The following is a 23,856-nucleotide window of genomic DNA, read 5'->3' as shown; positions in this document are numbered from 1 at the left end:
TTCTATTTTGAATATGTAACTAACACATAACATATTGCTCCCAGACTAATAAAAGGTCCAAATGGAATGGGCTTTCTTGCTTCTATACGTTTTAATACGATACCAATCCCGAAAAAACAAAGACTAAAGCAAGATGATAAAAATAAAATCATAAAACTCCCTTTCACTCCTACTACAAACCCAAGTAACGAAAGTAATTTCACATCACCTCCGCCAAGACCCTCTGGATAAATCCTTTGCACACAATATAACAAAATAAAAATGGTTCCACAGCCAGCTATACTATCTATCCAGGTAACTAACGGTACAAAAATACATTCTAAAATAAGCAAAAAAGCAAACCCAATTAAAATACGGTTAGGTATTAACATATATACTAAATCTGTAACTGAAATAATAAGCAGTAAAGAAAAGAGCGATAAAATGATAATGAGCTCCTGTTCTATTCCAATTACATATACAGTAAGAAAAAATAAACTTCCTGTAACAAATTCAAATACTGTGTACAAACTTGAGATTTTTCTTTTACAATTCGTACAACGCCCTTTCTGCATATAAAATGAAATGATTGGAATCAGTTCTTTCGGCTGTAACGTATACTTGCAGTAGTGACAATGCGAACGCGGTGTAATAATAGATTCACCTACAGGAACCCTCATTGCGATTACCATAAAAAAAGAACCAAACACCATACCCACTAACAATGCATATACATAAGTGAACATCCCTTCCTCTCCTTTCCAAAAGAACATAGCAAAAAAAGGAGAGAACTTCTACTTCATATTATCTTTATTCTATAAAAAAAGCAGGCCGTTTTCCGGCCTGCTTTCCCCTATTTTATACGATGAAATATACTGCTTTTAATGGTCCGTGAACTCCGACAACAAGATTCATTTCAATATCTGCAGAGTTACTTGGTCCTGTTATAAAGTTAATACAAGATGCAACTGCTTCGCCATTTTCTATACGTGAGTTCATATCCTGAACTGCTTGCGTAATACGAGGTACAAGTGTTTCACGTGGAATAATAGCAAAGTATACAGTCGGTAAAAAGTGTAAAGAACGCCCTTGTCCTTTATGACTTTGTACAACAATCGTACCAGATTCAGCTAAAGTATAATCACTAAATGCGATTCCAATATTCGCTTTTTCCGCTATACGCATATTCTCTTCTGTTTTCTCAGGATCCCATACATTTACTTCAACATTTTGCTTTGGAAGCTCTTCTTTAAATAAAGAAGTCAATCCATAGGAATCAAAACGTTCATCTGCTGATAATATAATAGGTCCCCCACCGTTTTCAACGATTACTTTTTGAATATCTTCACGTAAACGGTCGTTTGTTGTTTCCACAACAGTTGTATGAATGTTTGTACATTGATTTTTAAATACTTCTAACAATTCTTCTTGTGAATAATCTTTTAATGTTTCTTCATTCACATTACTTTTCCATACTGGACGTTCTACGCCTTCTGTCTTCCGCTCACGTCCAAGTTCTTTTGCGATATTATCTAGAAAGGACTCACGGTTTTGAATTAATCCTGTCATTAGTTGTCCCCGCCTTTCTTATGATCTTTATACCAATCACGGAATCGTTCTTTACTTGGAGCCGGGAATTCACGAATGTCCGTCCAATTTTTAAGTGGTCCAACACCTTTTGATACACGGTTACCAGATGTAAATGGACTCATTGCTGCCGGTGCCATTTTCGATCCCATTTTATATAAAGCTGCTGAAGATGCGCCCATACTAAACATTTTCATTGCTAATTTTTCTGCAAGTGGGGCACGGCCTTCTTGCTCAACAATCACTTGGCGATGTTTTAATAATAAATCATGCAATGGAATTTTTACTGGACAAGCTTCTGTACATGCTCCGCATAAACTAGATGCATATGGAAGCTCTTTGTAATCATCATACCCACCTAGAAGTGGTGTTAATACCGCACCAATTGGTCCTGAATATATAGAACCGTATGAATGTCCGCCAACGTGACGATATACAGGGCATACGTTAACACAAGCTGCGCAACGAATACATTGCAATACTGAGCGGAATTCAGATCCAAGAATTTGAGAACGGCCATTGTCCACAACAACTAGGTGGAACTCTTCCGGTCCATCTACTTCCTCTTCTTGAATTGGTCCCGCTACAGTTACATAACTTGTTAACTTTTGACCTACTGCGCTACGACATAGTAAACCAACTAAAACATCTAATTCTTCCATTGTCGGAACCATACGTTCCATACCCATTACTGCAATTTGTGTTTTTGGAATCGACATGACAAGATCGGCATTACCTTCGTTCGTTACTAAACAAAGAGATCCCGTATTTGCAACAGCGAAGTTACAGCCTGTTACACCAATTTCCGCATCCATAAATTTTTCACGAAGTTGTTTACGAACAAACTTTGTCATTTCGTATGGATCATCAGAATTTTCATAGCCCAGTTTTTCTTTAAATACATCGCGAATTTGCGTTCTATTTTTATGAAGTGCAGGCGCAATAATATGTGAAGGTGGATCGTTATCTACTTGCAAGATATACTCTCCTAAGTCACTTTCTAACACTTCACAGCCAATTTCTTCAAGTGCATGGTTCATACTAATTTCTTCTGTTACCATCGACTTTGATTTTACAACTTTTTTCGCTTGTTTCTTTTTCGCAACGTCTTGAATGTACTTTGCTGCTTCCTCTTTCGTTTTCGCAAAGTAAACATGTCCGCCTCTTTTTGATACATTTTCACTTAACTGCATTAAGTAATAATCAAGATTTTCTAGCGTATGTTGACGAATTTGTTCACCTAGTTCACGCCACTCTTCCCAGTTTCCTAATTCGTCCGCTGCTTTTAAGCGATTCGTATATAAACGCGTTTGTGCAGAAGATACTGCTCCGCGCATAAACGAATCTTGAATTCCATCGCCAACGCGATCATTAAATTTTTTCTCACTGATTTTCATAGACATAGCTTCTGTTCCCCCTTCATGAGCGACTATTCAGTACCTCAGCAATATGCATCACTTTTACTTCTTTTCCTAAACGCTCAATACGTCCGCCAATGTTTAACAAACACCCACAATCTGCACCGATTAAATAATCAGCACCTGTTTCCATTACACTATCTACTTTTTCATCCACCATTTGTTCAGAAATAGGTGTCATCTTAACTGAAAACGTTCCCCCAAACCCACAACAATTTTGCTCGTTTGGTAATTCTCTCACAGTTAATCCTTTTACATTTGATAGTAAAATTCCTGGTGCTTCTTTTACTCCAAGCAGACGTGTCATATGACAAGATTTATGAATAGTAGCTATCCCAGGTAAGCTTGCACCAACGTCTGTAACTTTTAAAACATCTACAATGAATTGTGTAAATTCATATGTTTTATCAGCCACTTTTTGCGCACGTTTAGCCCATTTTGGATCATCTTTAAAAACATGCGGATACTCATGAAACATTGTCGCACAAGAGCCAGATGGTGTAACGATATATTCTGCATCTTCGAAAGTTTCAATCATATGTTTCATCGCTTCTTTTGCTGCTTCTACATGGCCGCTATTATAAGCAGGCTGCCCACAACAAACTTGTGCTTCTGGAAATTCAATTTCACAACCTAAACGCTCCAATACTTCAACTGTTGCCTTACCGACGTTTGTTTCAAACATATCGACTAAACAAGTAACAAATAAAGTAACTTTCATAACTATAATTCCCCCTCATTACAACTTCGCCAACAATCATATGGTCATCAGATGACTCAGATTAGAAGAAGTAGGCTCAACCATGGCCTATCCTCTCCCTCTTCTAAGGAAAACGCTTACTTAATCTCTCTCTATTTTATCAGAAAATTAAATTTTTAAAAGATTAAATTACGAATTTATATCTGTTTTACCTGTGACAATATGTTCTACATTTGTTAAATGATCTAGCATTGCTTGCTGCGCTAATTCTACATCTTGCTTTAACACCGCATCATATATGACTTGATGCTCTTCTATAAGTCGTTCTGATGTTGTTTGTTCACCATATAAAATAATGCGTCTTGATTCACCAATCGTTTCAGCAATCATCTCTGAAACGTGATTCATGAGTTCAAGTAAAATGTTATTATGCGAAGACTCTGCAATTCCCATATGGAACTGAAAATCAGCTTTTTCGCCAGCCTTTTCATTTCCTATGCTCTTTGCCATTTCATCTAACCAATGTTTCATATTTTGCAAGTTATCTTCCGTACGTTTTGCCGCCGCTGCTCGAACTGCCCCCACTTCAAGCACCTTTCGTACTTCTAATAAATTCAAAATATCCTCTTTCTTCATTAATAATTTATTATTTAATGATTTTGTTAATGAAGAAGAATCGAAATTCTTCACATATGTACCTTCTCCTTGTTTCATCTCAATTAAGCCCATCGCTCTTAGCGCACTTAGCGCTTCACGAACAGCAGATCTGCCAACTTGAAACTGCTCAGCTAATTGATGCACAGGAAGTAGTTTGTCACCAGGTTTTAACGTACCATTTTTAATCATTGTTAAAATAGCTTCAGATACTTCTTCGTAAATTTTTTTCGGTTTAATAGATTTGTACTCCAGTTAAATCACCTCAGTATCTTCCAAACAACAATTGAAACGATTTATAAGAACTTAGCATCCATAACTATTTTAGAACGAATTGGAAAGAAGTACAAATGTTTTGTTCATAAAACCGTCAAATTTTTAATATTTATTTGATATTAATTTATATTTAATAAAAAGCATGTCCTTTTACATTAGAACATGCTTTCCTCATCTTGTACTTTTAATTTAATAATCACTGTCGTTCCCTTACCTTTTTCACTTTCTATTCTCCACTCACCATCATGTATATGAACAATTTGCCTTACAATTGCAAGGCCTAAACCTGTTCCACCGTGTTGACGACTTCTCGCTTTATCTACTCGGTAAAAGCGTTCCCCAAGATTTTCTAAATGCTCTATATCAATACCTATTCCTGTATCTTTTATGTGCAATTCACAGTAATCATCGATTTGCTTTAATGTTATTATGATATCCCCGTTTTGATTTGTATAACGTATCGCATTATCTAACACATTATGAAGTACTTGTTGCATACGATCCTCATCAATCATTACAATGATCTCTGGATTTAAATTTGTTGAAATACGAATTTCCTTTTCTATAAACTTAATCTCATACGTATCTAATACATCCTCAATAAGTTGTGAAAAAACGATAGGTTGCTTCTTTAACGGAAAATGTTCACCTTCTAGCTGCGCTAAATCTAATAAATCATGAACGAGGCGCTGCATGCGATCTGCTTCTTTATGGATGAGTTGCGTTACTTTTTCCTGCTGCGGCCCCTTTGCTACACCGTCTAAAATAGCTTCACTATATCCTTTAATATAACTAAGTGGCGTTCTAAGTTCATGCGAAACATTCGCTAAAAATTCCTTACGCTTTACATCTTCTGTTTCTAAAGAATTCGCCATTTTATTAAACGCTTTTCCCAATCGTCCAATTTCATCTTCTGAAGAAATTGTAATTCGCTCTGAGAAATCTCCTGTAGCCAGATGATTTGCAACTCGTTCCATTTGCGAAAGCGGTCTTGTAATAGCAATAATAATTTTTCTACCAATCCATATTGTAATTAAAATCATAGCAAGTGCTAATGGCGCTAAAATAAGACCCATATCAAATATTAAATCTTTTATACTTTTTAAAGGAATATAAGAGTATACAATACCAACTAATTTTTTATTATCTAAAACAGGAATGACAACACCCATAATATTGCGATCAAAATGTTCTTCATACCCTATCTTTGTCACAGTTTTCCCATCTAATAGCGACTGTCTATCCCCTTCACTTATAAGAGAATGATGGTGAACATCAAAAGGCAAACATGCACTTAAATCACGCGGATTGTACACGAAAAGAACATCCGAACTAGATATTTGATCGTATGCCCTTACTTTCTCTTCAAAAGTAGCTACTCCTTCATGTTTATCATATTGCGTGGCAAGACGCTTCCCTTCCATTACTAATGAATCTTTTAAATTGTCCACGTATAGCTTTTCATATGAGTATAAAGATACAAAATAAAGAAAGGAAACTGTTACACATACTGCACATACTACTGTAAGCCAAAGCTTTTGTACCATCGTAAACATACGTTACACCTCAAATTTATAACCTACACCCCAAACGGTTTGAATGTAATTTCCACTTTCTCCGAGCTTTAGACGCATCGTTTTCACATGCGTATCTACCGTTCTTGTACTTCCTGCATAATCATATCCCCATACCTTTTCAAGCAATTGTTCCCGGCTAAATACTTGTCCATTATGTTGGCAAAGGAAATATAGTAAATCAAACTCTTTAACCGTAAGTGATACTACTTGTCCATCCGTCTCAATTCGTCTACTTTTTTCATTAATAAAGATTGGTCCAAACTGAATCTCCTCTTGCTGTTCTTGCTTTGTATATCGTCTTAAAACAGCTTCCATACGAGCGATTAATTCCCCGGGACTAAACGGCTTTACAATATAATCATCTGCTCCCATACGTAAGCCGTTCACCCTATTCCACTCTTCACCTTTTGCTGTTAAAAATATAATCGGTACATCTGACGTTTTTCTAATTTCTTTGCAAACTGAAAGTCCATCCATCTCTGGCATCATAATATCTAGTACAACGAAATCATAATGATCCGTCTCTAATTTTCGAAGTGCCTCTTTTCCATTTTCAGCTTCTCCCCACTCGTACCCAAAGTTATCTAAGTACATTCCGACAAGCTGCCTCATATCACTTTCGTCATCTACAACTAGCACTTTATATTTACTCATTACCCTTCCCCTTCTCTCTCTATGAGTTGAAACGGTCCTTTTCCGACTTTAATTGTTTGTTTTATTTTCAAATTCTTCATATCCATTACGCATACTTCATCGCTATCATAACTAGCTACGTATCCTTCTGCCACGCTTTTTAAAAATGCAAATGGGTTCGATCCTACTTCTACAGAAGCTACCTCTTTATACGTGCTAACATCAAACTTTCGAAGTGTATTCGAACCGTGACTTAATGCATAGACGTACTTATTATCCTTCGTTATGTTCACAGGCATAAACGGAGCGTGTAAAGAACGTACCATTTCTCCGCTCTGTAATGAATACACTAATACTTTCTCATTCACTTGATTTCCATCACCATGTCCGCCAATCCATATTTCTTTCCCATCAGGACTAATCGTCGCTCCTGTTGATGCTGGAGGAATCATAAAGGATTGGATAACCTCTTTTTTCTTTGTATCAATTGTCGTTAGTTTCGTATCATAAAAGTTTAGTACAGATAACTGATTATGATGCTCTACCATCGTTATCGGCCCTTTTCCCGTTGAAACACTCCCTGTCTCTTTCCCTTCTATCGTAAAGAACCTTACCTTTTGAGCATTTTGATCGGCAGCAAATAATTGCTTTTTATCTTCTGATACGACTACATTCACAATTCCTTTTCCAGTTTTATATTTTTCCACTTGTCTTCCTTCTGCTAATGAATATACATACATATATTCTAACTGCTTGCCGTATACAAGTATTTCCTCGTTATTTGGAAGTAGTGCAATTCCTGCCATCGGTTCATTTAATTCCCATGTCGCGATTAACTTTTTAGCTTTTTTATCAATAAAACTAATACTACCTTCTTTTATATTCGTTGTTATAATAACACTTTTCTCTTTAGTAATTGGTGTATATGAACTTCCTTGACACCCTACTAATAGAAATAAAAAACAGAGAAGAAAAACATACTTTCTCAAAAGATTCCCTCCATCTTCAGATGATTTCGTTATAATTGTAAAATAACAAATAAATGTGTGGAAAGTGTGAAATTTTCCTTTCTTACTCAATTTACATATATAATGTACAACAAATAGAATTTGAGGTGTGCCAATTATGCTTTTTCCTGATTTAGCAAATAAAATTGTACGGGAAGTACGCAGACTAATTACAGAAAATATTATTATCATTAATATACAAGGCGTTATTATCGCAAGTACAGATGCGATAAGAATCGGTCAATTTCATGAAGGTGCACTCCGCTGTGCGAAACAAAAGAAAACTGTCATTATTACAAAAGAAGATGAAAGGCGACTAGAAGGTGTAAAAGCTGGGATGAATCTTCCTTTACTATTCCATGACGAAGTAATCGGCGTGATTGGAATCACAGGAGAACCTGAAAATATCTCACAATACGGAGAAATATTACGTAAGATGACCGAACTATTAATTCATGAAAACTACTTTTTAGAACAACTAGAACTTGAGCACCGTTCTTATGAAGCATTTGTCTTTGATTGGCTTCAAAATACAGACTGGTCTCCTAGTTTTCTCGATCGTGCAAAAACACTTGGCATTGATTTATATAAGAAGAAACAACTTATTTTGTTCTCTATCGGCCAAAATGACACGATGCTTCAGCGTAAAATTTGGCAACACGTACGCAATATATTAACAAAAGATCATCTATTTGTTCGCTGGGGAAATGATCGATTCATTTTATTTACGGCGATAAGCTCCAAAGAGCAAACTTATCAATTTCTAAAACGGTTAAAGCAAGACTGCGAAACTTTATTTTCTATTACTTTATATATCGGGATTGGACAGACAGTTACGCCAAGCAATATGAACATATCATACGAACAAGCATTACGCGCTCTTTCTGTATCACTTGAAACGAAAAAAATTGTATTTAATGAAGATTTACGTTTAGAAATGTGCTTACAAGATATTTCTACTGAAACGAGGGAACAGTTTCTAGAGCGTACCATTGAAAACTTAGTATCATCTCTTGAGCTTATGCAAACTTTACGTTTATTTATCGATTATAACCAGTCTTATAAACAGACAGCTAAGCAATTACATATACACATTAACACATTGCATTACAGGCTAAAAAAGATTGAGGAACATACAGGACTTGATCCAAAGCAATTCAAAGATTTAAATGTTTTATACTTCGCACTCCTCTTATTAGATAATCATACAAAAAAGAACGACAAAACAGATTAATCTTTAGATGATTACACATAGAAAGAATCCCCCGATTTTTTTATCATTATAATGAAAGCACTGTTACAACGTTTTTTATTATAACTAAACACGTTAACAGTTTGAGGGGGATTTCCAATGTTAGAAAAGCAAATTATTGATTCATTCGTATCCATTGTTGGCGAAGATAATGTAGATACATCCAATATGGGGCGTTTAACTTATAGTTATGATGCCACTCCAAACTTCCAAGCAATGCCTGATGCAGTCATTGCTCCTCGTAATACAAATGAAGTAGCTGAAGTGTTAAAAGTGTGTAACACTCACAAAATTCCTGTATATGTTCGCGGGTCTGGAACAAACCTTTGCGCAGGAACATGTCCACTTGAAGGTGGTATCGTCCTTATTTTCCGCCATATGAACAACATTTTAGAAATTGACGAAGAGAATTTAACAATTACTGTACAAGCAGGTGTTATAACACTTGATATTATTAAAGCAGTTGAAGAAAAAGGTTTATTTTATCCGCCAGATCCAAGCTCTATGAAAATTTCTACAATCGGCGGTAACATTAATGAAAACTCCGGCGGATTACGTGGTTTAAAATATGGCGTAACACGTGATTATGTAATGGGGCTTGAACTCGTCTTACCGAACGGTGATATCATTCGCACTGGCGGTAAATTAGCAAAAGATGTAGCAGGTTATGATTTAACTCGTTTATTTATCGGTTCTGAAGGAACACTTGGTGTGGTAACAGAAGCGATATTAAAACTTGTTCCTATGCCTGAAACGAAGAAAACGATGCTTGCACTATATGAAGATATTAATGAAGCTGCCCGTGCTGTTTCTTCTATTATTGCAAATAAAATTATTCCAGCAACACTTGAGTTTTTAGACCAACCGACAATTGAAGTTGTAGAAGAGTTTGCACAAACCGGTTTACCAACTGACGTAAAAGCAATTTTATTAATTGAACAAGACGGTCCACCTGAAGTTGTTAATCGAGATATCGAAAACATGGCTAACGTTTGCCGCTCTATGAACGCAGTTGATGTTCGCGTTGCAAAAGATGAAGCGGAAGCAGATGCCCTTCGTACAGCACGCCGTAGTGCATTATCTGCACTTGCAAGATTAAAACCTACTACAATATTAGAAGACGCAACTGTACCACGCTCACAAATCGCTCCGATGGTTGAAGCAATTAATGCGATTGCAAAAAAATATAATATTCCTATTTGTACATTTGGGCATGCTGGTGATGGCAACCTACATCCAACTTGTATGACAGATGCTCGTAACGAAGAAGAAATGCACCGGGCTGAACAAGCTTTTGCTGAAATATTTGCGAAAGCAATTGAACTTGGTGGCACGATTACTGGTGAACATGGTGTTGGTGCGATGAAAGCTCCATATTTAGAAATGAAATTAGGTAAAGAAGGTATTGCTGCTATGCAAGGAATTAAACAAGCCTTCGATCCAAATAACATTATGAATCCAGGTAAAATGTTCGCGAAAGACTCTCGTAAAAGAGTGGTGGTTGAACGATGACCACATTAAATAAAGAAAACATTCAAAAGGAATTTAAAGAACGATTAAGCGAAGATGAACTACTAAACTGTATGCGATGCGGTTTTTGTTTACCTACTTGCCCCACTTACATTCAATCTGGATATAAAGAGTCACACTCACCACGCGGACGTATCGCATTAATGAAAGCTGTCGTTGATGGATTAATCGAGCCAGATGAAGATGTTGAAAATACATTAAACGTTTGCCTTGGCTGCCGTGCTTGTGAACCTGTTTGTCCATCTGGCGTGAATTATGGACATTTATTAGAAGAAGCTCGTGATATTATAAATCAAAATAAAAAGTTCTCAATGCCAGTGAGAGCCGTTCGTAAAGTCGTGTTTGAAGGACTATTTCCGCATCAAAATCGAATGAGAACATTAACAGGATTAATTGGATTTTACCAGCGTTCTGGTTTACAAACGCTAACACATAAAACAGGGATTATGAAGTTATTCCCCGAAACACTTGCAACAATGGATCTCGTTTTACCAAAAGTCCCTAAAATGAAAGCAATGAAAAATCGTCCTGCATTTTTACCTGCTGAAAGTACAAAGAAGAAACAAGTTGCATTCTTCACAGGTTGTTTAATGGATACGATGTTTTTAGAAACAAATAACACAACGATGAAACTTCTTCAATTAGCTGGTTGCGATATCGTTATTCCAAAAACACAAAGTTGCTGCGGTGCATTACATGGACATGCTGGTGAAAAGAGTGGAGCAAAAGAATTAGCAAAACGAAATATAAAAGCATTTGAAGATTTAAACATCGACTACATTATTACCAATGCAGGTGGTTGTGGAGCTTACCTCGTAGACTATGACTATCTTTTAAAAGATGATCCTAAGTGGGCTGAACGCGCAAAGCAGTTTGTTTCTAAAATTAAAGATATTACTGCTATACTAGTAGAATTAGATTTCCATAAACGAACTGATTTACGACTCACGCCGCAAATTATTACGTATCAAGACTCTTGTCATTTACGTAATGTTATGAGAACATCTTCTGAACCTCGTATGTTACTAGAGGCCATCCAAGGCGCAACATACCGTGAAATGAAAGATGCGGACCGCTGCTGTGGTTCTGCTGGTATTTACAATATTGTTCATTCAGAGTTATCAATGGAATTTCTAGATTACAAAATGGACCGTGTTCATGAAACAGATGCAGCAACCATTGTTACTGCAAACCCAGGTTGTCTATTACAAATGAAATTAGGTATTGAGCGAGAAGGTCTTTCGCATAAAATGGGAGGAATTCACATTGTAGATTTATTATTAGAAGCAATTGAAATCAACTCGTAATAACTCGTAACATACGTAATAATAGGTAAACGGCTATCTCCTTCGTCTATGTAAAGAGATAGCCGCTTTTTTGTCCGCTACAACATTAAAAATATGTTACTTTATTATAAAAAAGAACAACAGAAACATTACAGTTTTGTAAAAATCAATCCATTATATTCCTCAAAAAAATGCTCAAACCATTGATACAATAGGATTCTTTATTTTTAATTCGGGTAAATTTATCCAAAATCACTCTCTTAAAACCAAGTATAAAAATGCTGAAAATTCCTTTTATACTCTATGTTTCTCTTATTTCTCCCCCTTTCTCTCCTTAGGATAAATTAGGTAAATTTAAAGTCTATGAATTTTTTTCCATCTTTTTTCTCGTAAATTGTATGCTACGATGAATTTGTCAGTCAGACAGGCTGTCAAAAACAAATCGTGTGAAAACAAATTAAAACTTTATATAGGGGGACACACATCATGAAAAAGCGTGTTTTATTATCTGTAGCTGCTGCAACAGCTCTTACTTTAGGAGTAACTTCTTTAGACGCACAAGCTGCAACAGTACAACCATCTAACATAAAGGTTCAAAATATTCAGCATTCAAAAGTGATGATGAAGCAAATGAGCCAACAAGAACTACAAGCATTCTTACAATCTATGGGAGTTGAATCATTAGCACAATGGCAACAAGGAAACTTCCAATCAAATTGCAATATTCCTGGTCAACAACCTACTGAAAATATTGTAACTGAGCAACCAACAGCTAAGCCAGAAGATCAAAAGCCTGCTGAACAAAAACCTGCTGAGCAAAAGCCTGCTGAAGAAGTTCAAAAACCAGAAGCTCAAAAACCTGCTGAAAACAACAATACTCAAAAACCAACTGAACAAAAACCTGCTGAGCAAAAGCCTGCTGAAGAAGCAAAATCTTTAAGCGAGTTCGAACAACGTGTTGTTGAATTAACAAACGCTGAGCGTGCAAAACAAGGCTTACCAGCATTACAAATTGATACTGAATTAAGCAAAGTAGCACGTATTAAATCTGAAGATATGCAAAAAAACAACTACTTTGATCATAACAGCCCTACATACGGGTCTCCGTTTGACATGATGAAGAAATTTGGTATTTCTTATACATCTGCAGGTGAAAATATCGCTCAAGGCCAACGTACACCTGAAGAAGTAGTACAAGCTTGGATGAACAGTGCTGGACACCGTGCAAACATCTTAAATAACAGCTTCACTCACATCGGTGTTGGTTATGTAGAAAGCGGCAACTACTGGACACAACAATTTATTACGAAGTAAATAGATTAAAAGAGTCTTCTCATGATGAGAAGACTCTTTTTTAAGTTTCATAACTTTCTATTATGTATGAGTATAAAATGTAGAACATAAACAAAATAGAACCACAGCTTATTACACTAAGTAACACATAAAATCCCCACTTCAAGTTCAAAAACAATGAAAATAATATACCACATGCCATCACTTGAAAAATCCGCCTACTCACTAACCGAATCTTTTGTAATTTGATTGGATCTGTCTCCGTACTCTTAACCTTTTTAAACTCTTTACTAAGCATAAAAAGAAACATACTAATTCCAATCGTTAGTCCTGTCTGAAAAGATATAATGATTCCAAAATTAATAAAGAGAATGAGCATGTGGATAAACAAAATAAATAAAGTGATCGCCTTTATAAATCCACTTATAATGAAATGCTCGCCTTCATTAAACTTATATATATTATGTGAAATAATATACACGAACCCATGTAAGAAAATAATAAGAGAAGGAATAAGTAATACAGCAACTTGTTTATTCATAAAGTCATTCGGTCCACCATTTTCGTTCCAATGTACTGCCATACGATTTGGTAAGTATGGATAGAGGCATAGAGTAACTAAAAGACAAGCTAAAAATATTCCTAGTATATATTTATATTTGACCAAGTGATTCTCACCTCTCTTTTCTCTTAACGGCTTCGCTTCTTTTAGAGAAATCCCTGCAAAAATTTACCTTTTTTCAAATTAATACTTACCCATTACACATTTTCTCTTTAAAATTCTTTGAGTTTATTGTTTAATTTTGTAGGAAATGGTACATCAACTTCGATCTCTTCTTTCGTAATTGGATGCAAAAAGTTTATCTTCATCGCATGTAATGCTTGCCCGGACATATATTTTGTTTGTCCACCATATAATCCATCCCCAACTAACGGATTACCATTATAGCTCATATGAACGCGAATTTGATGCGTTCTACCTGTTTCTAATTGTAACGTGACAAATGTTGTATTTTGCTTCTTGAAGTATTTTTCTACTTTATAGTAAGTTATAGCTTCATCCCCATTTGGAGAAACACGACGCCTCATAGCATGATGGCGATCCCTTCCAATAGCTGCGTCAATTGTTCCCTGCTTCTTTTTTACTTTTCCTTCAACAAGCGCCGCATACGTTCTTTTAATTTTTCGTTCCATTAATAAACGATCCATAATCGCGCCAGCAATTCTATGCTTAGCAAACACAACACCACCTGTCGTATCTTTATCTAAGCGATGAATATGACGAACTTTCGTCTCTAAACCTTGCATTTGAAAATGAAAAGCAACAAGGTTTGCAAGTGTTCCCGTTCCACCTTTTTCAGAAGGATGTGTATCCATTTTCTCTGGTTTATTTACGATGAGTACGTGATCATCTTCAAATACTACATGTAACTCACCATACTCTGGTTCTACACCGTACTCTTCCTCAATAAACATATGAATTTGTAATTTATCGCCCTCTTTTAAAAATTCATTCCACCTTCTCTGTTCACCGTTAACAGTAACACCTTTTTCCATACGAAGCTGGTGTAATAACTTTTTCGGTATTTCCCATTCTACTTTTAATAACGATTCAATACTTATACCACTCCATTTAGTTGGAACAGTAATTTCGCACCATTCGCCCTTCTTCTTTGTTTCCATATTGTATCACCTTATTTCTATTGATTCTCTCATTGTAACGGAAAACACACTTTGATGCACCGCCAAAAATAGAGGACAGTCTTATAGTAGACTGTCCCCCTCACGCTCTAAGTCTTTTCATTTCCTGCAATAATTCTTCTGCTTTTTGTTCATAAGATAAATCTTTAAAGAAATCCGCCAATCGTTTATAGTCGTTATACGTATCTAATAAGTCATCCATCTTTTCTACTTTTATCACTTGTTGTTTTTGCTTCATTTTTACTGGATACCGATAGCCTGATACTTCTTGTATTTTGTAATACTCATCCTCTACTTGAATGACCTTTACAAGTTCCTCCTCTTCCGCATCCATCGTATACCCATCAAAGTCTCTAAGCAGTTCATAAATGATATGAGTCCATTCATCTTTTGGATAAAACCCTTTTTCTAACCGATAACCGACAATGCGATACATATGCCCATCGTTCTCAGCAAACTGTACTGTATCATTTAACTTAAACTTAAAATAACGAAACATTGCCTTCACCTACTTATTATGTAATGTTCTTATCACATACTATTTGCAAAATGTAGGCTTTGCTATTCATAAAAAAACACTCATCAATATGATGAGTGTTTTTCACGATGATTTTTCTCGTTTTTTTCGAAATGGCAGCCACCAGTTCCAGTCCCCAAACAACTTCATTAAGCTTGGTACGAGCATAAGACGAATAATTGTTGCATCAAGAAATATCGCTAATGCCACACCAAGACCCATTTGCCTTACTGGTAAAATATCAGTAAATGCGAACGCACCCGTTACAACAATCATAATTAAAGCAGCTGACGTTATGATTCTACTTGTCGAAACGAGCCCCTCTAACGTTGCTTGATCATTATCTCCTGTTTCTTCATAGAGCTCATGAATACGTGAAATAAGAAATACTTCATAATCCATGCTAAGCCCAAATACGAGGCCGAAAATGAAGATTGGTAATACAAATAGAACAGGACTCGCTTCTAAACCAAAATGACCACCTTCAAATACCCAAACAACAATTCCAATTGTTGCGCTTAAACTAAGTATATTCATAATAATAGCCTTAATTGGAATGAGTATAGAACGAAATGCAAATAATAATATAACAAAGGTCGATCCAAATATAACAGACATACCAATTGCAACTTTATCTTTAATTTCATCTTCTAACTCTTGTTGGAACGTCGTCATCCCGCCTAGATAATACGTAACATCCGTTTCTTTATAGTTCTTTTTAAAATCACGAACCCACTGTTTAGCAGTTTCTGTACGTGGTTTTGTTTTCAAAAAGATTTCTATTGTTGTCTTATTTTCTTTCGTGTACGCTTCAAATACAGGAGCTAGTTTCGCTGCTTCTGGCGACTCTAATATTCCAGCAACTTGATCTGCTTTCATTCCAGTTAACCCGTCGTATAAACTTCTTACTTCATATACTTTCTTATCATCTTTTAACTTTTGAACGACTTCTTCTATCTTTTGTAAACTTTCTTTTTCTTTCATATCTTTTTTCGTCTCTACCACTAACGTAACATCGGCATGTGTTTTGACAGTTTTATTAAATGCTTCTTCATACTTCTCATATGCAATCCTTGTATCACTCTGTTTAGGTAGAGCTTCCACATCAGGGAACTGCAAATTCGCAGTACGTAACGGCAATATACAAATAACAATAAATGTTGTAACAACAATAATCATTGCGATTGGATGTTTCATTACAAACTGTGCAAATTTACGCCACGCCTTTGCCGGCGTATGCGCTACTTGATTCTTTTTTAATATTCGTTTACCAATTAACGATAATAGCGCTGGAAGAAGTGTGAGTGAAAATAAAATACTCATAATCACAACAATCATTCCGCTAATTGCGACAGACTGAATATAATCTATCTTAAAGAAAAACAAACCAGACAAACCGACAAATACACATAATCCCGAAAATACGATGGCGCGCCCCGCTGTCTGATATGTAATTGCTATCGCTTCTTTTACCGTTCGTTTTGCAACTTCCTCTCGAAAACGGTTCACAAATAATAGTGCAAAATCAATGGACAGTGCAAGTCCAATCATCGGTGCAACATTTAATACGAAAATAGATAATTCTTTATCAATACCGATAAAGTATAATATGCCCATCGTGCTAATAACACTAAGCGCCCCATTTACAATCGGTAAAATAGATGCCAAAAGGCTACCAAATGAAAATAGTAATACGAGAAATGCAATTGGTAAACCAATCATCTCCGCTACTTTTAAATCATTTTGTGTTCTTTCATTGATCTCTTGATTAATTTTCGGAAAACCTGTAGGTGTTACTTTTAGTGCTTCATTACTTTCCTTTTCAATTTTATCAGCAAATTGTAATGTCTTTTCCATTCGCTCTTTATTTGTTTTCCCGGAAAATAAAATTGTTGCATAGCCTATATCATCCTGTAACATCTCTTTATTCTCTATTGGATGATGGAAAGATTCATATGTCTCTTTCTCTTGAACAGTCTTTACAATTTTCTCTATTTGCTTTTGGAATTCCTCATGTGAAGCATCCTTGTTCTTCTCAAAAACGAGTAGGAGCGTATCTTGAGACCGCTTAAAATCTTTATCTAAAATTTCTTTTGTTTTTTGATAATCTCCTTCTGTTTGGAACCCATCACCGCCTAATACTCCCGGCAGCTTTGGAGCAAAAATACCGAGTGCTATCGCAAGCAATAGTAACGCTACAATTACCGTATAACGAAACTGATACAAAAAAGCTCCTAACTTCCCCCACTTATCAACTTTATGTACATTTGTCTTCACACATTTTCACCTACTTTAAATAATTCAATTGTCACTTATACTGTATCACATCTTTATATAAACAAAAACGTCTGGAAAAACTATAATGATAGTTTTTCCAGACGTTTTTCTATCGCTCCTTATTAAGCCCCAATCTCTCGGTTAGTAAACGATGACAATAAATCGCGATAATTAACAAAATACCACCTGCGCAGTAACCAGCTAAAATATCAGTTGGATAATGTACATTTAAAATAACTCTACTTAATCCAATCAATACAATTAATATTCCCATCAAAATCGTAATACCATACTTCCCAGCTACACTCTTCCAATTGGCAGCAATAATATAGGCAAGAAAACCAAATGTCATAATAGATAGCATTGCATGTCCACTTGGGAAGCTATACCCAAGTGCGTCAAGCGCCTCATTTAATGACGGGCGGCTTCTTTTTACAACTTCCTTTATCCCTTTATTAACAAGATGTGTCGTTAATATAGCCATTGGATACACAATCATAGCAGCATAATAACGTTTTTTCCAAAAAACGAGCAAGCTTATAATTAGTGTCGTTATAACTCCAATTGCAGATCCTAACTTTGTAAAGTATGAGAAGAATGTAAGTGAACTTTCTGTTTGCAATCCTTTTATCATTCCGCGGACATATGTATCCACCGCTGTAACTCCGCTTGCTTGTACTCTCCAAACGATAATCCCGAATAAAGCAAGTAATAAAATCATGCAGATGAACTCATATCGATGTAACTTTTTCTTCAAACGATTTCCTCCTACTATGAAAAAATGCGATTTCTACTATAGAAACCGCATTTCCTTACTTATTTACCTTTTGTTTTTAACTCTGTCCAGTAGCGATCATAGTCTTTTAACTTATCGTCTACATCAACAAGCCATTCTGTACGATCTAATTCTTCTTTCGTTAAGAAGATCATGTGATTATCACGATATTCTTTACTATGAAGAGGATAAGCTTTTTCATTTGGATTACTGTAACCAATTGACTCGTAGTTTTTCACACTTACTTTTTCATCTAATAAGTAGTTCATAAACTTCTCTGCAAGTTCTTTATGTTTCGCACCTTTTGGAATTGCTAACGTGTCAGCCCAAATTGTGCCGCCTTCTTTTGGTACAACGTATCCTACATCTTTATTGTCTTTCGCAATAAATGCTGCGTCTCCAGACCATACCGTCCCAATCCAAGCATCTTCTGTAATAAATTTTTGTTTAATATTATCTGTATCGAATGCTAATAAGTTTGGAAGTAGCTTCTGTAAATCATTTGACGCTGTCTTTAACTCTGCATCAACTTTCGTGCTATTTGAGAATCCATTCTTTTTAAGCCCCATTCCCAGCACTTCACGAGAATCGTTTAATAAAGTAACGTGCCCTTTATATTTCTCGTTCCATAAATCTGCCCAGCTTGTAGGTACTTCTTTCACATACTTTTTATTGTATGCAATGCCTGTCACACCCCAAGTATATACTAGAGAATACTTATTCTCTGGATCGAACGCAGGTGTTTTAAAGTTAGAAACAAGGTTGTCAATGTTCGGGATGTTCTTCTTGTCTAAAGGCTCTAATAAGTCCATCTTCGCCATTGTTTTCACCATGTAATCAGATGGCTGAATTAAATCATATGTCGCGCCACCAGCTTGTAATTTCGCAAGCATTTCTTCATTACTTGCGTACTTATCATAGTTAATTTTCACGTTATATTTCTTTTCAAAATCTTTTAAAACTTGCTCATCAAAGTTGTCAGCCCAACTATAAATATTTAATTCTTCTTTCTTCTCACCACAGCCCGCAAGTACACATGCAACAAGGCCGAAGCTAATAGCTGCGCCAGCTAATGTCTTCACTAATTTCATCGGTTTATTACCTCCTCGTACTTTCTATATCATTCGTATTATAAAGGAAGGTGTCCTCCAGAGTTCTCTTCACCATCTGCACCTTTGTTACGGAAGATTTCAGATAGAACCATTAATCCTACGATAACGACAATTAAAATTGTAGAAAGAGCATTAATTTCAGGTGATACTCCGCGCTTAACCATACTGTAAATGTATAATGGCAATGTTGTTGATCCTGGTCCTGATACGAAGAAACTAATTACAAAATCATCAATTGATAATGTGAATGTTAATAATGCTGCCGAAACAACTCCCGGCGCAATTGCTGGAAATGTTACATAGCGAAACGTTTGCCAAGGCGTTGCTCCTAAATCATTTGCAGCCTCTTCTAAATCACGTCCCATACTAGACAGACGCGCCGCTAAAATAACAACAACAAATGAAATACTAAATGTAATATGCGAGATAATAATCGTAGTTTGTCCAAGTTCCATACCTAATTGACTAAATAAGATTAGTAAAGATAATCCCATTAAAATATCAGGAATTAAAATTGGTAAGTATACAAGACCATTAATCGCCCCTTCAAAACGATATTTATAGCGATGTAAGGCAATCGCAAAAAACACACCAAGAATTGTCGTTACAACCGTCGTTATAACTGCAATCGTCATACTATTTATAAACGCATCAATAACATCTTGTTTTTGAAATAAATCTGTATACCAATGGAATGTAAAGCCTTCCCATTCTGCATTAATGCGCGAATCGTTGAAGGAATATACCATTAAAACCATCATTGGAAAATACAAAAACAATAAAATTAACCAAGAATAAGAAACTAAAAACTTCTTCATCTTTGCCTATTCCCCTCCGTTTCCATCATATTTATATATTTTCGTTGCACGATAATATAAGTAAATTAACAGAACAGAGAATAGAACAACAATCAGAGATAACGCGGAACCAAACGGCCAGTCACGCGAGCCTAAGAATTGATTTTGAATTACGTTTCCGATTAACGCTACTTTCGATCCACCCATAACGTCTGATACAACAAACATTCCGATAGAAGAGACGAATACTAAAATAGAACCAGTCACAATCCCTGACATCGTCATCGGTACTGTTACATTCCAAAATGCCTTTGCTGGTGTTGCCCCTAAATCATAAGCTGCCTCTAGCTTACGCTTATCCAGCTGCTCAATTGCCGCATACACTGGTAAAATCATAAACGGTAATAAAGAATATACCATTCCGAGTATTACAGAAGGTGTATTATATAGTAAATTTAAAGGTTCACTAATAATACCTAGTTTCAATAACAATGTGTTTACAAGACCTTGTGAACGCAAAATAACAATCCATGCGTATGAACGAACAAGGAAGTTAATCCAGAACGGGATCGTTGCCAATAATAAAAGGATAGAACGATATTTACGATCAACAATTGTAATTGTATAGGCAAATGGATAACCAATTACTAAACAGAGTACTGTCGTAATAACCGCAATTTTCACTGTTTCCCATAACGTCCCCATATATAATGGATCAAACACGCGCACTATGTTATCTAATGTAAATTTCATTTCCACTGTCCCGTATGCTCCGCGCTGCATGAAGGCAAATGCGAGTACGAACAGAAGTGGAATTAGGAAAAAGAGTAACAGCCATACGACTGTAGGTAATGCGAGTAATTTCCCTTTTTTCAATTTAAGGTCACCTCGTCCTCTTGCTCCCAGCCTACATATACATTATCTCCAATGTTCCACTGTGCTGCTTCTTCAGCAGTTTGATATGCCATTAGTAATTCTGATGTTTTCTCATCACGTACATAAAGCTTTTCCATATTTCCAACAAACTCAACATCTTCAATATGTCCAAGATGGTATTCTTTTAAAATTGGCTCTTCAACCGAACGAACCTTTACATTTTCAGGGCGAACTGCTACGTAGTTTTCCCCATTTTTCACGATATTATTTTCACCGATGAACGTCGCAACGAACAATGTTTTCGGTTGATTATAAATTTCTTTCGGCGTGCCGACTTGTTCGATATGCCCTTTATTCATAACAACAATACGATCACTCATACTCATCGCTTCCTCTTGATCGTGTGTTACGTATATGAACGTAATTCCTAAATTACGTTGTAAGTTCTTCAATTCACGTTGCAAATCTTTTCTTAACTTAAAGTCAAGTGCTCCAAGTGGCTCATCTAATAGTAATACACGTGGGTTGTTTACAATTGCTCTTGCAATTGCTACACGCTGCTGCTGTCCACCAGAGAGCTTTGAAGGTTTACGGTTACGGAATTCAAGTAACTGCGTTAAACGCATTGCCTCTTCAGCACGTTCTTTCTGCTCTGCTGCTGGTACTTTTTGCATTTTCATACCGAAACAAATATTTTTCTCCACATTCATATGCGGGAATAGTGCATAATGTTGGAACACTAAGTTCATATGACGCTTGTATGGCGGCAAATCGTTAATCTTTTCATCATCTAATAGAAGATTCCCTTTAGTTGGCGTTTCAAAACCCGCAATCATACGAAGTAACGTCGTTTTCCCGCAACCACTTGGTCCTAAAATTGTTAAAAATTCTCCTTCTTTAATATCTAAAGAAAGAGGTGGGATAATCACTTGATTTCCAAAATGTTTTTCTACTGCTTCAACTTTAATAATCTTTTTCATTTTCCCGTCCTATCTACCTTAAATTTTAATTTTTATATTCATGAATAAATATTTATGTTCTATAGACTACTTTTTGTTTCGATCCAAACAAAAATGATTATTTAGCAAGCGTTCGCTTCTATTCTTTATGTAGTATGTTTGATTCATTTTCGCATGATACATAACGTCGAACAGAAAAACCCCTTCCATTGCGAAGGGGCTATTATCATACGGCTACGCCTACTGATAAACACCATCATCATTTTAACAACTTTCGTATGAATTTTAAAGCACTTTTTGTAGAAGAATAACGAATTTTCATATCGAATGCCGTAGATTGGGCTAAAATGCTTTTATAATGTGAAAAAGTCCGAAAACTTTCTTCCCCATGATAACTACCTAATCCACTACTTCCGACGCCCCCAAAAGGTAAATATGGCGTTGCAAGATGATAGACAACATCATTAATACAGCCTCCGCCATACGAAATATTATTCGTCACTTTCTTTTGCATTTCTTTATCTTCAGAAAATACATATAACGCTAACGGCTTCGGATGTTGCTGAATTGTGTCAATTACCTCTTCTACGTTGTCATACTCTACAATTGGTAAAATCGGACCAAAAATTTCATCTTCCATAACCGCATCTTGCCATGTAATGTCTGTTACTACTGTCGGTTCAATATACAACGTTTCTTTTTTATAATTCCCACCGATTACGGTTTTACCATCTTTCAAAAATGTACATAACCGTTCAAAATGACGCTCACTCACAATTCGTACATAACTTTCATTGTTCAGCGGGTTTTCCCCATACTGCTCCGTAATTTCATGTCGTAATGCCTCGATTAACTGTTCTTTTACAGAAGAATGGACATACATATAATCAGGCGCTACACACGTCTGGCCTGCATTTAAAAACTTACCCCAAACAATCCGTCTTGCTGTTACATCTATCTTTGCATCTTTATGTACAATACATGGGCTTTTACCACCAAGTTCTAACGTAAGAGGCGTTAATTGTTTCGCCGCTGCTTCCATCACAACTTTTCCAACACCCACACTACCAGTAAAGAAAATATAATCAAATGGTTCCCTCAGCAAAGCTGTACTCTCTTCAATACCGCCCTCTACTACCGCTACAAGCTCTTCTTGGAATAATTCATCTAACATTCTCATAAGAACTTTTGAAACGTTAGGCGTTAATTCTGACGGCTTTAAAACGACCGTATTGCCAGCTGCCAATGCTCCTACAAGTGGTGCAATTGCTAATTGAAACGGATAGTTCCACGGTGCAATAATAAGCGTCACACCATACGGTTCTGGTATTATTTTTCCCTTTGACCCAAAATGAGTGAGCGCTGTTCGAACACGCTTCGGTTTACTCCACGATGAGATATGTTTCAATTGAAAAGAAATTTCTTTTAATACATATCCAATTTCTGTTGTAAACGATTCGTGAACTGATTTATTTAAATCTAATTTCAAAGCTTGAAATATCTCTTCTTCAAAACGCTGAATCCCATCATAAAGCTTCTTCAAATTATTTTTTCTTGTTTCTATGCTTCTCGTATGCCCTTTTAAAAAATATTGCTTTTGCTTACTTACAATAGAAGAAACACTCATTCATTCACCTTCTCCCACTATTT

General features: G+C 35.9%; 22 protein-coding genes. 4 read left to right on the top strand and 18 right to left on the bottom strand.

Features of this window, described 5'->3' with window-relative positions; genetic code table 11:
* Positions 1 to 2: 2 nt before the first annotated feature.
* The 8 genes from MR065_RS05095 to MR065_RS05060 form a co-directional block, all read right to left on the bottom strand.
* On the bottom strand, positions 3 to 725 hold the full coding sequence (locus tag MR065_RS05095; protein WP_242212723.1) for a prepilin peptidase: 723 nt from the start codon (positions 723 to 725) through the stop codon (positions 3 to 5).
* 112 nt (positions 726 to 837) lie between these two features.
* Positions 838 to 1,548, bottom strand: coding sequence for a LutC/YkgG family protein (locus tag MR065_RS05090; protein WP_242212722.1), 711 nt, complete (start codon positions 1,546 to 1,548; stop codon positions 838 to 840).
* The gene (locus MR065_RS05085; protein WP_097903465.1) at positions 1,548 to 2,969 is read right to left on the bottom strand and encodes a LutB/LldF family L-lactate oxidation iron-sulfur protein; all 1,422 of its coding nucleotides are present in this window, start codon (positions 2,967 to 2,969) and stop codon (positions 1,548 to 1,550) included. Before MR065_RS05085 ends, MR065_RS05090 begins: the two co-directional genes overlap by 1 nt.
* Before the next feature lie 16 nt (positions 2,970 to 2,985).
* Positions 2,986 to 3,705, bottom strand: coding sequence for a (Fe-S)-binding protein (locus MR065_RS05080; RefSeq protein ID WP_071770241.1), 720 nt, complete (start codon positions 3,703 to 3,705; stop codon positions 2,986 to 2,988).
* Positions 3,706 to 3,873: 168 nt separating this feature from the next.
* Positions 3,874 to 4,563, bottom strand: coding sequence for a FadR/GntR family transcriptional regulator (locus tag MR065_RS05075; RefSeq protein WP_255291269.1), 690 nt, complete (start codon positions 4,561 to 4,563; stop codon positions 3,874 to 3,876).
* Positions 4,564 to 4,769: 206 nt separating this feature from the next.
* A complete protein-coding gene (locus MR065_RS05070; RefSeq protein ID WP_098990349.1) occupies positions 4,770 to 6,170 on the bottom strand; it encodes a sensor histidine kinase in 1,401 nt (466 codons plus the stop codon).
* Between the two features lie 3 nt (positions 6,171 to 6,173).
* Positions 6,174 to 6,845, bottom strand: coding sequence for a response regulator transcription factor (locus MR065_RS05065; RefSeq protein WP_242212721.1), 672 nt, complete (start codon positions 6,843 to 6,845; stop codon positions 6,174 to 6,176).
* Complete coding sequence (locus tag MR065_RS05060) at positions 6,845 to 7,813, bottom strand: YncE family protein (protein ID WP_242212720.1); 969 nt, start codon at positions 7,811 to 7,813, stop codon at positions 6,845 to 6,847. The genes MR065_RS05065 and MR065_RS05060 overlap by 1 nt, the downstream gene beginning before the upstream one ends.
* A gap of 136 nt (positions 7,814 to 7,949) precedes the next feature.
* Between MR065_RS05060 and MR065_RS05055 the strand changes: the two genes are divergently transcribed.
* The 4 genes from MR065_RS05055 (at position 7,950) to MR065_RS05040 (ending at position 13,213) form a co-directional block, all read left to right on the top strand.
* Positions 7,950 to 9,065 carry a CdaR family transcriptional regulator gene (locus tag MR065_RS05055; RefSeq protein ID WP_242212719.1) on the top strand — a complete coding sequence of 372 codons (1,116 nt, stop codon included), beginning with the start codon at positions 7,950 to 7,952 and terminating at the stop codon, positions 9,063 to 9,065.
* A 117-nt stretch (positions 9,066 to 9,182) separates the two neighbouring features.
* The gene (gene glcD / locus MR065_RS05050) at positions 9,183 to 10,595 is read left to right on the top strand and encodes a glycolate oxidase subunit GlcD (protein ID WP_242212718.1); all 1,413 of its coding nucleotides are present in this window, start codon (positions 9,183 to 9,185) and stop codon (positions 10,593 to 10,595) included.
* Positions 10,592 to 11,920 (top strand): (Fe-S)-binding protein, encoded by a 1,329-nt coding sequence (locus tag MR065_RS05045; RefSeq protein WP_242212717.1) that lies wholly within the window; start codon positions 10,592 to 10,594, stop codon positions 11,918 to 11,920. The genes glcD and MR065_RS05045 overlap by 4 nt, the downstream gene beginning before the upstream one ends.
* Positions 11,921 to 12,385: 465 nt before the next feature.
* Positions 12,386 to 13,213, top strand: coding sequence for a CAP domain-containing protein (locus MR065_RS05040; protein ID WP_242212716.1), 828 nt, complete (start codon positions 12,386 to 12,388; stop codon positions 13,211 to 13,213).
* A gap of 40 nt (positions 13,214 to 13,253) precedes the next feature.
* On the opposite strand, the gene MR065_RS05035 is transcribed toward MR065_RS05040, so the two are convergent.
* The 10 genes from MR065_RS05035 to MR065_RS04990 all read right to left on the bottom strand — a co-directional run bounded on the left by MR065_RS05035 (position 13,254) and on the right by MR065_RS04990 (position 23,833).
* Complete coding sequence (locus MR065_RS05035; RefSeq protein ID WP_242212715.1) at positions 13,254 to 13,859, bottom strand: DUF1648 domain-containing protein; 606 nt, start codon at positions 13,857 to 13,859, stop codon at positions 13,254 to 13,256.
* A 107-nt stretch (positions 13,860 to 13,966) separates the two neighbouring features.
* Entirely contained in the window at positions 13,967 to 14,875 is a 909-nt protein-coding gene (locus MR065_RS05030) for an RluA family pseudouridine synthase (protein ID WP_242212714.1), read from the bottom strand.
* Between the two features lie 100 nt (positions 14,876 to 14,975).
* A complete protein-coding gene (locus tag MR065_RS05025) occupies positions 14,976 to 15,392 on the bottom strand; it encodes a histidinol dehydrogenase (RefSeq protein ID WP_242212713.1) in 417 nt (138 codons plus the stop codon).
* A 102-nt stretch (positions 15,393 to 15,494) separates the two neighbouring features.
* Positions 15,495 to 17,687, bottom strand: coding sequence for an MMPL family transporter (locus MR065_RS05020; RefSeq protein WP_242212712.1), 2,193 nt, complete (start codon positions 17,685 to 17,687; stop codon positions 15,495 to 15,497).
* Positions 17,688 to 17,796: 109 nt separating this feature from the next.
* Positions 17,797 to 18,444, bottom strand: coding sequence for a phosphatase PAP2 family protein (locus MR065_RS05015; RefSeq protein ID WP_242212711.1), 648 nt, complete (start codon positions 18,442 to 18,444; stop codon positions 17,797 to 17,799).
* A gap of 59 nt (positions 18,445 to 18,503) precedes the next feature.
* Positions 18,504 to 19,553, bottom strand: a complete 1,050-nt coding sequence (locus MR065_RS05010; RefSeq protein ID WP_242212710.1) for a polyamine ABC transporter substrate-binding protein — start codon at positions 19,551 to 19,553, stop codon at positions 18,504 to 18,506.
* A 38-nt stretch (positions 19,554 to 19,591) separates the two neighbouring features.
* Complete coding sequence (gene potC, locus MR065_RS05005) at positions 19,592 to 20,392, bottom strand: spermidine/putrescine ABC transporter permease PotC (protein WP_097903450.1); 801 nt, start codon at positions 20,390 to 20,392, stop codon at positions 19,592 to 19,594.
* A gap of 6 nt (positions 20,393 to 20,398) precedes the next feature.
* Positions 20,399 to 21,247 (bottom strand): spermidine/putrescine ABC transporter permease PotB, encoded by an 849-nt coding sequence (gene potB / locus MR065_RS05000; protein WP_088231369.1) that lies wholly within the window; start codon positions 21,245 to 21,247, stop codon positions 20,399 to 20,401.
* Positions 21,244 to 22,227, bottom strand: a complete 984-nt coding sequence (gene potA / locus MR065_RS04995; protein WP_098269101.1) for a spermidine/putrescine ABC transporter ATP-binding protein PotA — start codon at positions 22,225 to 22,227, stop codon at positions 21,244 to 21,246. Before potA ends, potB begins: the two co-directional genes overlap by 4 nt.
* Before the next feature lie 238 nt (positions 22,228 to 22,465).
* The gene (locus tag MR065_RS04990) at positions 22,466 to 23,833 is read right to left on the bottom strand and encodes an aldehyde dehydrogenase (protein ID WP_242212709.1); all 1,368 of its coding nucleotides are present in this window, start codon (positions 23,831 to 23,833) and stop codon (positions 22,466 to 22,468) included.
* Positions 23,834 to 23,856 lie beyond the last annotated feature (23 nt).

The sequence above is a fragment of the Bacillus cereus group sp. BfR-BA-01383 genome, from assembly GCF_022663495.1.
Classification (GTDB): domain Bacteria; phylum Bacillota; class Bacilli; order Bacillales; family Bacillaceae_G; genus Bacillus_A; species Bacillus_A cereus_AU.
Note: the sequence above shows the minus strand (reverse complement) of the source record. Positions and strands in the feature narration are given on the sequence as shown.

What these genes read in the sequence shown, in the direction of transcription:
- MR065_RS05030 (WP_242212714.1), bottom strand. Translation starts at nt 14,875, where the DNA reads ATGGAAACAAAGAAGAAGGGCGAATGGTGCGAAATTACTGTTCCAACT.
- MR065_RS05070 (WP_098990349.1), bottom strand. Translation starts at nt 6,170, where the DNA reads ATGTTTACGATGGTACAAAAGCTTTGGCTTACAGTAGTATGTGCAGTA.
- MR065_RS05095 (WP_242212723.1), bottom strand. Translation starts at nt 725, where the DNA reads ATGTTCACTTATGTATATGCATTGTTAGTGGGTATGGTGTTTGGTTCT.
- MR065_RS05045 (WP_242212717.1), top strand. Translation starts at nt 10,592, where the DNA reads ATGACCACATTAAATAAAGAAAACATTCAAAAGGAATTTAAAGAACGA.
- MR065_RS05085 (WP_097903465.1), bottom strand. Translation starts at nt 2,969, where the DNA reads ATGTCTATGAAAATCAGTGAGAAAAAATTTAATGATCGCGTTGGCGAT.
- glcD (WP_242212718.1), top strand. Translation starts at nt 9,183, where the DNA reads ATGTTAGAAAAGCAAATTATTGATTCATTCGTATCCATTGTTGGCGAA.
- potA (WP_098269101.1), bottom strand. Translation starts at nt 22,227, where the DNA reads ATGAAAAAGATTATTAAAGTTGAAGCAGTAGAAAAACATTTTGGAAAT.
- MR065_RS05090 (WP_242212722.1), bottom strand. Translation starts at nt 1,548, where the DNA reads ATGACAGGATTAATTCAAAACCGTGAGTCCTTTCTAGATAATATCGCA.
- MR065_RS05025 (WP_242212713.1), bottom strand. Translation starts at nt 15,392, where the DNA reads ATGTTTCGTTATTTTAAGTTTAAGTTAAATGATACAGTACAGTTTGCT.
- potC (WP_097903450.1), bottom strand. Translation starts at nt 20,392, where the DNA reads ATGAAGAAGTTTTTAGTTTCTTATTCTTGGTTAATTTTATTGTTTTTG.
- MR065_RS05040 (WP_242212716.1), top strand. Translation starts at nt 12,386, where the DNA reads ATGAAAAAGCGTGTTTTATTATCTGTAGCTGCTGCAACAGCTCTTACT.
- MR065_RS05080 (WP_071770241.1), bottom strand. Translation starts at nt 3,705, where the DNA reads ATGAAAGTTACTTTATTTGTTACTTGTTTAGTCGATATGTTTGAAACA.
- MR065_RS05010 (WP_242212710.1), bottom strand. Translation starts at nt 19,553, where the DNA reads ATGAAATTAGTGAAGACATTAGCTGGCGCAGCTATTAGCTTCGGCCTT.
- MR065_RS05065 (WP_242212721.1), bottom strand. Translation starts at nt 6,845, where the DNA reads ATGAGTAAATATAAAGTGCTAGTTGTAGATGACGAAAGTGATATGAGG.
- MR065_RS04990 (WP_242212709.1), bottom strand. Translation starts at nt 23,833, where the DNA reads ATGAGTGTTTCTTCTATTGTAAGTAAGCAAAAGCAATATTTTTTAAAA.
- MR065_RS05055 (WP_242212719.1), top strand. Translation starts at nt 7,950, where the DNA reads ATGCTTTTTCCTGATTTAGCAAATAAAATTGTACGGGAAGTACGCAGA.